This is a genomic window from Sphingomonas vulcanisoli (assembly GCF_011761305.1).
Taxonomy (GTDB): domain Bacteria; phylum Pseudomonadota; class Alphaproteobacteria; order Sphingomonadales; family Sphingomonadaceae; genus Sphingomonas_I; species Sphingomonas_I vulcanisoli.
Genome location: NZ_JAAOZC010000005.1, coordinates 37,461 through 50,666 on the forward strand (window position 1 = coordinate 37,461; position 13,206 = coordinate 50,666).

Consider the following 13,206-nt stretch of genomic DNA (forward strand, 5'->3'; position numbering starts at 1 on the left):
GTAATTGCATGCTGCCCCGGTTTCCCGTTAGCAAATCCCCGCATCACGGCATCAAATCCGGTTCGGGAAAACGCAATGACAGGGCAATCCTCGGCGGAAGAGATGGGGTTCGCCTCGCCCACCGAAGAGCTGCACGCTTTCATGCGGCTCAAGGGATCGATCCGCAACGAGGCATGGCCGCTGCGCTATTTCGGCGTCATTCAGGCCCAGTTTCCGGACGGCACGGTGCGCCCGTTCATCGGCTTCGAAGGCCTCGAACACACCCGCTTCGTTCCGCAGGCGGACGGATCGTTCAACATGATCGAGTCGATGGTGACCTATTTCACCGATATCGACAGCGGCGAATATCTCTCCTCCTTCGACAACCCGATTACCGGCAAGACCAACCGGCCGGTCTCCAATTACGCTGCCGGTGAATCCTATAATTTCAGCGCCACCGCGATCACGCCCCTGTTCGGCCCATACACCGATCCCGGCACCGGCATGGGGTTGCGCTGGTTCCGCTCGGCGGACCGCGTCTGGGTGCAATATGATCGCACCTATCCCGATCAGTGGTTCACGCCTTCCGCAGAGCTCGTCACCTTCGAGGGGCCGGCGGAAGCAGTTCTCCGGACGGATGTCGGCGGCGTCGAGGCGGCCTTTTGCTCGACGACCATCCTGCCCTGGTTCAAATGGCTGGAGATGGACGACGTACCGGGCTGGACCTTGTGGCATGCCAACGGCGACAAGGTGCGCTCGCTCGACCGGCTGCCGCAACGGCTGCTCGATCAGCTCGAAAAACATCACCCGCAGGCGTTGCTGACGCCCGGCGAGGGCAATTGGAAGGGATTATAATGCGGGGCAATTCTTGGCTGAGCGTGATCCTGTCGATCGCAGCGCTGGTCTGCTTCGCTCCCGGCGCCCTTGCCGCCCCCACGCAGCAGATCATCCAGTTGAAAGCAGCTGACGGGCGCGCGGTTCCTGCGCTGGTTACCTATCCGGAGGGCGGGCCAGATACGCAGGCGCCGGTTGCGATCATCCACCACGGTGGCCCGGGCGGCCATCCGCTACGCTCGCTTAGCGCGGCGCGCTGGGCGGCGGACTATTTTGCCGGACGCGGTTATATCACCATCAGCATCATGTCCCGCATCGGACGCGACGTGATAGACCAGCCGTTCGGCGCGCAGGCCGCCGACATCAAGGGCGCGGTCGATTGGGCAAGCCAATTGTCGCACGGCCCGATCGTGCTGGTCGGCCACAGCTCCGGTTCGGTGTCGGTAACCTATTATGAAGCGACCACGCAGGATCCGCGCGTCAAGGCGATCGTCCACTTCGCGCCGACCTTTCCGGGCAGCCTGTGGATGCCGACCAGCATGGGCAGGCCGCGCTACGATGCGGTCGTCGCGCGGCTGAAGAAGCTCGTTGCTGACGGCAAGGGCGACCAGCCGATCTACGAGGACCATCACCTCGCCCCGCCGGCGCCGCAAGACATCACCTACGGCTATCTCATGAGCGCGAAAGTGTGGTTGAGCTGGTGGGGGCCTGACTCGAAGCAGAACAATCTCGCGCTCTTCCCCAACATCCGCGTCCCGATGCTGATGATCTCGGGCGATAAAGATATCTTCGCGAGCCGCGCCTACCAGGAGGAATTGAAGAAGGCCGCCGTCAACAGCCCGCGCGTCGACGCGATCATCCTCGATGGCGGCATCCCGCACGAATTCGTCGGTGCCGAGGTGAAGGCGCCGGCGCTGGCCTATGATTGGCTCGCTGAGGTCGGCATCCGCCCGTCGCCGCGCATCGCGACGCATGTCGTCGACATGAAGCTGAGCGCCTACGATATCCGCCCCGGCGTGATCTACGAGCCGGCCGACGCGGGCTTCCGCAAGCCGCTGGCGGTGATGCTGATGCCCGATTTCGCCGACGACGTGATGCTGACCCCGTTCGACGAGATCGGGCCACGGCTGGCGAAGGCAGGCTATACCGTGCTGATCCCGCAGGACAGCGGCAGCGGCTGGCCGCTCTATCGCTCGGTGGCTGGGACCGTCTCCACCAACCAGCGCGCGTGGCTCAAATATCTCGCCGACCAGGGCCATGCCCAGGTGGCGATCGTCGCGCACGGGCAGGAAGGGGTGATGGTCCCCGCGCTGCTGCCGCCGATCGCTCAAGGGCCGTCGATCGCGGGCGTCGCGCTGATCCAGCCGCCTGGCGCCCCGGCTGCGTTCGCTCAGGACGTGCTTGGCGCGCAGCCCTATGCCAAGGCGCTTGCCGATGCCGACGCGGCGGTCAAGCGCGGCGCGGGGGGCACGACGATGATCATCGTCCCCTATCGGAGCAACGGCCGTGATCCCGCGACGCACAAATGGCTCAATTATATGGCGTCGAGCTTCCTGTCCTATTGGGGGCCCTCGGCGCCCGTCGCCCCCGTCCCTGCGCTAACGGCAGCGGGCGAGCCGGTGCTGTTGATCGATGCGGACAAGGGGCGGTTCCTCAGTCGTGATGCGCAGACATCGCTTGCGAAGGGCGGCGTCTCGTCGCTTTGGTACGATAAGGTCGCCAGCCCGTTCGACGATCCCGACCGGCTCGCCGCCGATCTCGCGAAATGGCTCGACGCCTTGCCGAAGCAGCCCGAGTTCAAATGATGCGGGACATCGATGTCGCGCGCCGCGATCTGTTGGCGCTGGGCGTCATGAGCGCCGGTTCGCTCGCCGTATCGGCCGCCGCATCGCCCCGAGGCGTACCGGTCAAGCCGACGGCCCAGGCGGTCGAGTTGTTCGCGCGGCTGGTCGGCGATCTCTCGGGCAAGGTCACGCTCAGCTATATGGCCGGCACCGTCTGGGGCTTCCGCCCGCAGGCCGACGACCTGAAACTCGCCGACTTCGCGCGCCGCATCTATGGCTATAAGAGCCTGGTCGCGCGCAAGGTCCGTCGCCTCGCCAACGGCGACTTTGCGATCAAGCAGCAGGGCTGGACCTTCTACGCAGACCCCGAAACGGACGTCATCACCGATACGCTGCGCAATCCCTATACCGGCCTTGACGTAAAGCCCTATTCGCCGCCCTCAGCGCCGGCCGAGATGGCCTATCGGCCCGACGGCAGCATTTATCTCCCCGGCAAGGAGGGCGTGAACCCGCTCGGCAACGGCGAATCGGCTACCTTCGCCAACCCCTTCGACATGCGCGTGAAGACGATCGGCGCGCATAGCTTCGTCGACACGGCGCAATTCATCCGCTTCAAGCCGGGCAATATCGACTGGTTCAAGCTGGAAGCGACGCTGATCGGCTATGTCTGCCGCACCGCCGATCTGGCCAACCCGCGACTGACCCACGTCCCTTCGACCGCGACGATGAACCTCGTCGCCGAATGGCAGACCTGGATGAACATGCACGGCGCGCCGGGCCATATCCTGTTCAAAGGCGAAGGCGGCGACATCGCTTCGATCGCCGATACGCCCGCAGACTATCGCGCGGCGCTGGCCAGCAAATTTCCCGGCCAGCTGGAAAAGGCGCTGGCCTGGTAGCTTGATGCGGGCAATCGCGACTTCGCGTTCGACGCGAACCTGCTTCATCGGTCGAAGCGTTTATGAGCTTCGGGGGGGGGGGGTCGTTATCGTCAGCGCAGCATCCGCAGGGTGACGCGCAGACGAGGATTTACACCCCGAGGCAGACGTACTTGATCTCGAGATAATCCTCGATGCCATGCCGCGAACCCTCGCGGCCGAGGCCGGACATCTTGACCCCGCCGAACGGCGCGACCTCGGTAGAGATCAGCCCGGTATTGACTCCGACGATCCCCGCCTCGATCGCCTCGGCCACCCGCCACACCCGCGATAGGTCGCGCGCATAGAAATAGGCGGCTAGCCCGAACGGCGTGGCATTGGCCTGGGCGATCGCGTCGTCATCAGTCTCGAAGCGGATCAGCGGCGCAACCGGGCCGAAGGTTTCCTCGCGGGTGATGAGCATTTCCTGCGTCACCCCGGCGAGCACGGTCGGCGCGAAAAAGCGGTCGCCAATGTCGCTGCGCTTGCCGCCGGTCAGAACCGTCGCGCCATGCGCGGTGGCGTCGGCGACATGTTCTTCGGCCTTGGCGACCGCAGCCGCATCGATCAGCGGGCCGATGGTGGTACCCTCGGCCATGCCGTCGCCGACCTTGAGCGCCTCGACCGCCTTCACCAGCTTGGCGGCGAAAGCGTCATACACCCCGGCCTGGACGTATAGCCGGTTGGCGCAGACGCAGGTCTGGCCAGCATTGCGATATTTGGAGGCGATCGCGCCGGTCACGGCGGCATCGAGATCGGCATCGTCGAACACGATGAACGGCGCGTTGCCGCCGAGTTCGAGACTGAGTTTCTTGATCGTCGCCGCCGATTGCTCGTAGAGCATCGCGCCGACCTCGGTCGAGCCGGTGAAGCTCAGCTTGCGGACAACGGGGCTGGCCGTAAGCACCCCGCCGATCGCGGCCGCGCTGCCCGTGATGATGTTGAGCAGGCCCTTGGGCAACCCGGCCTCTTCGGCCAGCACGCCCAATGCCAGTGCCGAGAAAGGCGTCTGGCTGGCGGGCTTCAAGACCACAGCGCAGCCGGCGGCGAGCGCCGGGCCGATCTTGCGCGTGATCATCGCCGCCGGAAAATTCCACGGCGTAATCGCGGCGACGACGCCGATCGGCTGCTTCAGCACGACGATGCGCTTGTCCGCGGCGTGCCCCGGGATGGTCTCGCCATAGACGCGCTTGGCCTCTTCGCCGAACCATTCGAGGAAACCGGCGGCATAAGCGATCTCGCCCTTCGCCTCGGCCAGCGGCTTGCCCTGCTCACGGGTCAGCAGCTCGGCGAGCGCGTCCTGATGCTGCATCATCAGATCGAAGAAGCGGCGGAGCACGGTCGCGCGCTCCTTGGCGGTAGCCGCAGCCCACGCCGGCATCGCCGCTTCCGCCGCCGCGATCGCGCGCTCGGTCTCGGCGGCGCCGAGCTTGGGAACACGGCCGATCGTTTCGCCGGTCGCGGGATTATCGACAGTGATCCAGGCGTCGCCGGTCACCCAGGCGCCGTCGATCAAACAGGCTTCACGCAACAGATCGGTCAAGGCATCATCCCAATTGGAAGAATTCGAGGATCGCGCCATCGGGCGTCCGCACCGAAAACAGGGTGGCCGGGCCATAAGGCGCGATATCGAGCCGCATCGGCGGCGTGTAGAGCGGCCAGCCGCGCTCTACGATCTGGGCGGCCAATGCGGCTGCGTCCTCAACGGGAAAGCGCAGCGCCAGCAGGCCGATGTTCGGCGCCACGGCCAGCTCCGAGAAATCGCGCGCACGGATGCCGGCGCACTGGATTAGTTCGACGGACCCGTCATTGCTCCCCTCGGGATGCCAGATGCCGACACGGCGCTCGACCGGGGCGGCGTGCGGCAGCGGCAGGCCGAGGATCTGGCTGGGTTCACCTTCGCCGTCCGCGACGACTTCGAACAATGGGCTCCAGCCGAGGATGTCGCGGTAGAAAGCCGCGGAGGCGTCATAGTCGCGCACCACTTGCGAGGAATTGAACTGGCGGGTCATCGCGCCCAGCCCCTCGGGCCAGTCGAGCGGCGGCGCGCGACGTTCGATCAGGCCGATGACGAAGCCGTCCGGCCCGATGATGATGACTTCGCGGACCTGCAGCTCGCCGAAGCCATAATCGGCGCTGTCGTGGAAGGCGGTCCAGCCGTGACGCTGGAGCTTGGCGTAGGTCGCGTCGGCATCGTCGCTGTAAATATCGACATCGAAATGGCCGCCGCTGTCCCACAGATGCTGGCTTGAGCGCATCACGCGCTGCTCGGCGCCGTGGAAGACGACGATGCGCAACGGGCCGCGTTCATCGTTCGGAGCATGGAGCAGGCATTGCTCGATCCGGGTACAGCCCTCCGGCACATGCCACGCGGTGAATTGCTTGGGCGGCGCATCCGGCAGTTCGGTGCGGGTCCAGCCGCCGACCGCGCACAGCGGCCCGGCAAGGCGCTCAATATCGAAGGCGCTGTGGACGACCTCCTGGAAGCCCGGCCTCACCAACAAGGTCACAGGCCCAGCACGCCCGGATTCATCAGCCCTTGCGGATCGAGCTGCGCCTTGACCGCGCGCAGCAGCGCCAGCGCAGCGGGATTGAGCCGATCGCGATAGGGATAGGCGCGGCCGATCTGGAAATGCGCGGCATCGTGCGCCGCATAGAGCGCGATGGCGTCACGCTTCAGCTGATCGGTGAAGGCGGCGGCCTCCGGCGCGGCGGGATAGGCGGGAATCTTCGCGAGATGCGCGGGATCGAGGATCGTATCGTGAAAGGTGGTGCGCGCGTCGGGCCAGTAGAAGGCGAGCTCGTAGAGGAAGCCGGTCGAGCCTACGGGCGAGAACATCGTGCCGACCCACACCCCGAGCCGGTTCATCTCGGCCTTGCGTTCAGCGAACAGCTTGGTCAGTGCGGCATGGAAGGGCAGCACCTGGGTCTGCGGCAAGACGCCGTGGATCGGCACCCAACGCTCGCCCTTGGGGCCGAGGATGTTGAACAGCGCCGCGAAGGGCACGGCGCGCACGTAGCTCGGCACGCTGTTCGTGATCTCGCGCCCAAAACGGCTAAGGATCGCTCGCAGCCGCTTCGCTTTGGCCCCGGCTTCGGTGGCATCGACCCCATCGATCATGAAATGCCACATATAGGCATCGGATGCCGCGACGTTCGCGCCCGCGATCCCCATCCGCGCGAGCTGCACGAGGCCCGCAAGCTTATTGGGCGCGGCGCGCAAAATCTGGCCGGCGGCGCGCAACTTGGCGCCCGCCCCCTCCTGTCGCGCGATCTGACCTTGCGACAGCGCGATATCGAGCCCGAAATGCTCGTCATCGAGCCCCTCGAGCTGCACCAGCCGGCCGGCCTCGGCGAAGGCAGCGAAATCGGCGAAGGCGAAGGAGATATCGGCCGATGCGGACTGCACCGCGATCAGGGGCAGCGTGACCGCCGCCTTGATACCGAGCGCACCGCAATCGCCGCAAAAGAGCCCGGTCAAATCGGGGCCGTAGTTGCGGATGACCTCCGATGCGCCGGTGCGCATCAGGTCGCCCGATGCCAGCACCACATCGATCGACAGCACCGACTGGGCAGAGATGCCGTGCGCACCGCTGCCATGGCTCAGCGCATTCTGGCTGACGCTGCCGCCGACGGTGGCGACCAGGCCGGAGAATGGGCCCCAGAACGGCGTCCGCAGGCCGTGGGGCGTGAGGGCCTCGCGCATCGCCGCCCAAGTGACGCCCGCGCCGACGGTGACGGTGGCGTTGGTCTTGTCGATGTGGATGCTGTCCAGCGCGCCGGTATCGATCAGCACATGGCCGCCGCCCGCCAGCAGATAGCCGTCGGTATAGGAAGCGCCGCCGCCGCGCGGCACCATCGCCACGCCCGCTTCGGCGCAGATGCGCACCGCCGCTTGCAGAGCCGCGACATCCGCCGGCCGTACGACGATCGCGGGCGAGCCGCCGCCGCGATAGACGTCAGTGCCCATCAAAGCGCGATGCTCGATCGCATCGCTGACGCCGGCACCGCCGACCGCATCGCGCAATCGGTCGATCAGGCTAGTCGTCGTGGTACGGGTCAGCATGGTGGCATCCTTGGTCATATCACCGCGCAAACGGTCTTCCATTCGAGATACGAGTCAAGCGCCTGCTGCCCTGAATCGCGGCCCCAACCCGATTGCTTGAGCCCGCCAATCGGCAGCGAAGCATCATACATCGCATGACAATTGATCCACACGGTGCCGGCCTGGAGTGCGCCGCTGAGGCGGTGGGCGCTGGATAGCGATTCGGTCCAGATGCTCGCGGCGAGGCCGTAATCGCTGTCGTTGGCGGCGGCGGTCACTTCCTCGAGATCGTCATAGGGCTGCGCGACCAGTACCGGGCCGAAAACCTCCTCGCGAACGATCGGCATCTCGGGCTTCACGTCGGTAACGATGGCGGGAGATACAAAGGCATGGCCACTGCGCTCGCCGCCGATCACCGTCGCGCCCGCCGCCTTGGCATCGGCGACGAAGCCCGCGACGCGCTCGGCCTGCTTGGCCGAGACGAGCGGCCCCATCTGCGTCGCCTGGTCGAGGCCGTGACCGGAAATCAGACCCTTGGCATAAGCCGCGACGCCTTCGATCACCTGATCGTGGATCGAGCGATGCACGTAGAGCCGCGATCCGGCGATGCACACCTGCCCGGCGTTGAAGAAGATCGCGTTGGCGACGCCGGGGATGGCGAGGCTAAGATCGGCGTCGGGCAGCACGATCGCGGGCGATTTGCCGCCCAGCTCGAGACTGACGCGCTTGAGATTGCCCTTGGCCGCGTCGAGGATCGCGCGGCCGGTGGCGGTCGATCCGGTGAAGGCGACCTTGTCGACATGGCGGTGCGCGGCGAGCGCGGCGCCGGTCTCATGACCATAGCCGGTGACGATGTTGAGCACACCCGCCGGCACCCCGGCCTCGATCATCAGCTCGCCGAGCCTGAGGGCCGACAGCGAGGTGTCCTCGGCGGGCTTGAGCACGATCGTGCAGCCCGCCGCGAGCGCCGGAGCCAGCTTCATCGCGGTCAGCACCAATGGCGAGTTCCACGGTACGATCGCGGCGACGACGCCGACGGGCTCGCGCAGGGTCCAGGTCGCCATCTGCTTGCCCGCCGGCTGATAATCGATCGAACTCTGGATCGTATCGCCGGTGATCGCCTGCGCCTGACCCGCGAAGAAGCGGAATTGGCCGGCCGCGCCCGGAATTTCCGCCCAGCGCCCAACGAACAGCGGCTTGCCTTGGTCGAGCGTCTCAAGCTCAGCGAGCTCGTCGATATGGGCTTCGATCAGGTCGGCGATCGCCCAGAGGATACGCGCGCGTTTGGCGGGCGTCGTCGCGCGCCAGGCCGGAAAGGCGGCGCGCGCGGCGGCGACGGCGGCATCGACGTCGCTGGCAGCGGCGCGCGGCACGACGCCATTCTCATGGCCGGTCGCGGGATCGAGCGTCGCCAGTGTCGCCGCAGCGGCCGACCAGGTGCCATGGATCAGCAGGCCTTCACCCCGCGCCCGACGATCGAGAAACGCCTCTGCGGCGGCGGATAGAGCGGGGCGGGCGATCGGCATAAGCGGCTCCTTCATGGCGCGTGTCTGGCCTTCCGCGGGCCGCGCGGCCATCCGCCACAGGGCAACATTCGCACAGCGGATAGAGACCGCCATGGCGAAGCGGCAGCGGCCGGGCTGGCTTATGGACGCCGCGACCGGGGCTGCGCGCCCCAGGCAAGCATGGGGACGGCATGGCGTATCGGCTTGGTGTGGATGTCGGTGGAACGTTCACCGATTTGCTGTTGTTCGACAAGGACAACGGCTCGTTCTGGCGGCACAAGACGCCATCGACTCCGCACGACAGCTCGGTCGGCATCCTGACCGGGGTCGAGGCGATCTGCGCCGATGCCGGGATCACCCCCAGCGAGGTGGAGTTTTTCCTCCACGGCACCACCGTCGCGACCAATGCGGTGCTGGAGGGCAAGGGCGCGCGGGTCGGCCTGGTGACGACTGAGGGCTATCGCCAGATCCTCCAGATCGCGCGCAGTTTCGTGCCCGGCGGCCTGGCCGGCTGGATCGTCTGGCCCAAGCCCGAGCCGCTGGCGAAGCTGGAAGACACGGTCGAGATCAAGGGCCGGATCGACGCGCGGGGCAACGAACTCCGCCCGATCGACGATGCCGACATCCGCGCGCAGCTCGAAGTGCTGAAGGCACAGGGCATCGAGGCGCTGACCGTCAGCCTGATCAACGCCTATCTCAACGGCGCCCATGAGGCGCGCGTCGCTGAGCTGGCCGCCGAGATCCTGCCCGGCGTGCCGGTGTCGCTCAGCCACATCGTGCTGCCCGAGATGCAGGAATATGAGCGCACGTTGACCACCGTCGCCAATGCGGCGGTGCGGCCGATCGTCGGCAAATATGTGCGCGCTCTGCGCGGCAAGCTGCGCGAGTCCGGCATGGCGGGATCGCTATCGCTGCTGCGTTCGGACGGCGGGCTGATGTCGTCGGAGAAATCCGAGGAGCATCCGGTGTCGCTGCTGATGTCGGGCCCGGCGGGCGGTGTCACCGGCGCTTTGTGGGTCGGCAAGAATGCGGGCATCCGCAATATCCTGACGCTCGACGTCGGCGGCACCTCGACCGACGTCGCCCTGATCGAAAATCTCGATCCGCGCCGCGTGCGCACCACCGAGGTCGGGCATCTCGCGGTGCGCGCCTCCTCGCTCGACGTGAAAACTGTGGGCGCGGGCGGCGGGTCGATCGCTTATGTTCCCGAGCTGACCGGCGCGCTGCGCGTCGGCCCGCAAAGCGCGGGCGCGGTGCCGGGTCCGGTCGCCTATGGCAAGGGCGGCAAGGAGCCGACCGTGACCGACGCCAATGTCGTGCTCGGATATCTCCCTGAATCCCTGCTCGGTGGCACGTTCAAGCTCGACCGCGAAGGCGCCAAGGCCGCCGTCCAGACGATCGCCGACAAGCTCGGCATCGGCCTTATGGAAGCGGCGCGCGGCATCATCGATATCGTCAACGAGAATATGTTCGGCGCGCTGCGCATGATCTCGGTGCAGCAGGGTTATGACCCGCGCCACTTCGCGCTGATGGGGTTTGGCGGCGCTGGCCCGCTCCACGTCAATGCGGTCGCGCGGCTGATGGGAAGCTGGCCGGCCGTTTCTCCGGTTTCGCCCGGCGTGCTGTGCGCGCTCGGCGACGCGACGACGCGGATGCGGACCGAAACCGCGCGCAGCTTCTCCACCCGCTTCCGCGATACCGACGAGGCGGAGGTCCGCACGATCCTTGAAGAGATGGCCGCGCAGACCCGCGCCGAACTCGCCGCCGAAGGCATTGCCGACGCCGACATCACATCGCTGTTCGAGGTCGACGTGCGGTATGAAGGTCAGGCGTTCGAAGTGCCGCTGGCGATCGATGCCGAAACGCTGGCCAAGGATGGGCTCGCCGGGATTACCGCGCGCTTCGACGAGGAGCATCTGCGGCTTTTCACCTTCAACATGGATTCGCCACACGAGTTGGTGAACCTGCGCGCGGTCGCGCTGGGCCCAACGCTCGATCTGCCCGCGCCGGCGCTACCCGAAGGCGACGGCGATCCCAAGGCCGCGAAGCTGCGCGATCATGAGCTCTGGGCCGATGGCGCGATGCGCCCCGCGGTTATCTATGATCGCTCCAAGCTGCGTGCCAAGGACGTGCTCGCGGGGCCGGCGATCGTCATCGAAATGGATTCGACGACGTTGATCGAAGCCGGCTGCACCGGCACCGTCGATGCGGTCGGCAACATTCTCATCAATCCGGCCTGAGGACCACGACCCATGCCCGCTACGATCATCCAGGCCAACGACACGCCGTTCAAGACGGTGCCGATCGATCCCGTCACGCTTGAAGTCATCGAGAATGCGCTGCGCAATGCGCGGATCGAGATGGACGCGACGCTGGTCCGCACCGCCATGTCCCCTGGCATCCGCGAACAGGGCGACGCATTTCCGCTGATCGCCGATGCCCAGGGCCGGATGATCGTCGGCCAGTTCGGCAGCTATATCGGCCCGTTCCTCGAAGGGTTCGACGGTACGGTCGAGGACGGCGACATGATCTTCCTGTCCGATCCCTATTCGGTCGGCGGCGCCATCTCGCACTGCAATGACTGGCTGGTGCTGCTGCCAGTGTATAAGGACGGCCGGTTGGTCGCCTACACGTCGATGTTCGGCCACCAGAGCGACATTGGCGGCAAGGTGCCCGGATCGATGCCGATCGATGCCACCAACATCTTCCAGGAAGGCGTGCGCATTCCCCCCGTCAAGATCTGGAAGAAAGGCGAATATAACGAGGATCTGATCAAGCTGGTGATGCACCAGACGCGCACACCGGCGTGGTGCAAGGCCGATCTCAACGCGCTGATCGCCTCGTGCCGTGTCGCCGCGCGGCGCGTGATCGAAATGTGCGAGCGTTTCGGAGACGACGTCTACGCATCGGCCACCGATCTGCTGCTCGAACGCAACTATCGCGCGATGAAGCAGCTGATCGAGACCGCCGTCAGCGAGGAGAAGGTCAGCTTCGAGGATTATATCTGCGACGACGGCATGGGCTACGGCCCCTATAAGATCAAATGCACGATGTGGCGCGAAAACGGCCGCGTCGTCCTCGATTTTGACGGCACCGATCCGCAGAGCCAGGCATCGATCAACTTCCTGCTCAACGAAAACATGATGAAGATGTTCTTCGGCATCTACATGATCATGGTGTTCGATCCGCAGATCCTGTTCAACGACGGTTATTATCCGCTGGTCGACGTTCGCATCCCCGAAGGCTCGCTGCTCAAGCCGCGCTTCCCGGCGGCCCTATCGGGTCGCACCCATGCGCTCGGGCGGCTGTTCGATGTGCTCGGCGGCCTGCTCGGCCAGAAGACGCCGGAATTCCTGTGCGCTGCTGGCTTCTCGTCGTCGCCGCACCTGTTCTATTCAGGCACCGACGAACGGGGCGAGTGGTTCCAGCTGTTCCAGATCGGCTTCGGCGGCATTCCGGGTCGCCCGTTCGGCGACGGCCCCGACGGGCATTCGCTGTGGCCCAACTTCACCAACGTCCCCAACGAGTTCCTCGAACGCTATTTCCCGTTGGTGATCGAACGCTACGAGACCGTGGCGGATTCGGGCGGCGCGGGTTTCTTCCGCGGCGGTAACGGCATCGATATGGTCTACCGCTTCGAACGGCCGGGCATGATCGCGATCCATGACGACCGCTGGTTCGTGCCGCCCTGGGGTGTCAACGGGGGTGAGCCGGGCGCGCGGGCACGCAAGGTGCTCGTCAAGGCCGACGGCACCGAGAAGGTGGTCGGTAACAAGCTTGAAGATTTCCCGGTGGAAGCCGGCGATCGGCTGCACTTTATCACCTGGGGCGGCGGCGGCTGGGGCGATCCCCTAACGCGCGATCCCGCGCTTTTGGCCAAGGAGCTGAAGCAAGGCCTGGTCACGGTCGCCGGCGCGCGCCGCTACGGCGTGGTACTGGTCGATGGCGCAGTCGACGAAGCGGCGACCGAGGCGCTGCGCGGCGAACTGCGCGCGAAGCGCGGCAATGACATCCCGACCTTCAATTATGGCCCGGATATCGCGACGCTCCGCGCAAATTGCATGGCGGAAACCGGCCTGCCCGCACCCCGCCAACCGCAATGGGAGCCGACCCTGATCACGGCGGAATGACGGCGGCGAAGC

The 13,206-nt window shown here is 66.0% G+C and carries 9 protein-coding genes; 5 read left to right on the forward strand and 4 right to left on the reverse strand.

The features are described from left to right. Nucleotides 1–75: 75 nt before the first annotated feature. The 3 genes from FHS31_RS10745 to FHS31_RS10755 are packed head-to-tail and all read left to right on the forward strand — an operon-like array spanning nt 76 to nt 3,496. Nucleotides 76–834, forward strand: coding sequence for a DUF1838 family protein (locus tag FHS31_RS10745; protein WP_167073405.1), 759 nt, complete (start codon nt 76–78; stop codon nt 832–834). Next, complete coding sequence (locus tag FHS31_RS10750) at nt 834–2,618, forward strand: alpha/beta hydrolase (RefSeq protein ID WP_167073406.1); 1,785 nt, start codon at nt 834–836, stop codon at nt 2,616–2,618. The genes FHS31_RS10745 and FHS31_RS10750 overlap by 1 nt, the downstream gene beginning before the upstream one ends. After that, a complete protein-coding gene (locus FHS31_RS10755) occupies nt 2,615–3,496 on the forward strand; it encodes a DUF1838 family protein (protein WP_167073407.1) in 882 nt (293 codons plus the stop codon). The genes FHS31_RS10750 and FHS31_RS10755 overlap by 4 nt, the downstream gene beginning before the upstream one ends. Before the next feature lie 130 nt (nt 3,497–3,626). On the opposite strand, the gene FHS31_RS10760 is transcribed toward FHS31_RS10755, so the two are convergent. Genes FHS31_RS10760 through FHS31_RS10775 form a run of 4 tightly spaced genes read right to left on the reverse strand, consistent with a single transcriptional unit; the run spans nt 3,627 to nt 9,100 of the window. Beyond that, nucleotides 3,627–5,096, reverse strand: coding sequence for an NAD-dependent succinate-semialdehyde dehydrogenase (locus tag FHS31_RS10760; protein WP_167073408.1), 1,470 nt, complete (start codon nt 5,094–5,096; stop codon nt 3,627–3,629). Then, a complete protein-coding gene (locus FHS31_RS16730; RefSeq protein WP_167073409.1) occupies nt 5,062–6,012 on the reverse strand; it encodes a VOC family protein in 951 nt (316 codons plus the stop codon). Before FHS31_RS16730 ends, FHS31_RS10760 begins: the two co-directional genes overlap by 35 nt. An 8-nt stretch (nt 6,013–6,020) precedes the next feature. Next, a complete protein-coding gene (locus FHS31_RS10770) occupies nt 6,021–7,580 on the reverse strand; it encodes an FAD-binding oxidoreductase (protein ID WP_167073410.1) in 1,560 nt (519 codons plus the stop codon). 14 nt (nt 7,581–7,594) lie between these two features. Further along, the gene (locus tag FHS31_RS10775; RefSeq protein WP_243843414.1) at nt 7,595–9,100 is read right to left on the reverse strand and encodes an aldehyde dehydrogenase family protein; all 1,506 of its coding nucleotides are present in this window, start codon (nt 9,098–9,100) and stop codon (nt 7,595–7,597) included. Between the two features lie 155 nt (nt 9,101–9,255). Between FHS31_RS10775 and FHS31_RS10780 the strand changes: the two genes are divergently transcribed. Both FHS31_RS10780 and FHS31_RS10785 read left to right on the forward strand, forming a co-directional pair. Then, complete coding sequence (locus FHS31_RS10780) at nt 9,256–11,304, forward strand: hydantoinase/oxoprolinase family protein (protein WP_167073411.1); 2,049 nt, start codon at nt 9,256–9,258, stop codon at nt 11,302–11,304. Between the two features lie 12 nt (nt 11,305–11,316). Then, a complete protein-coding gene (locus FHS31_RS10785; RefSeq protein WP_167073412.1) occupies nt 11,317–13,194 on the forward strand; it encodes a hydantoinase B/oxoprolinase family protein in 1,878 nt (625 codons plus the stop codon). The last annotated feature ends 12 nt before the right edge of the window (nt 13,195–13,206 follow it).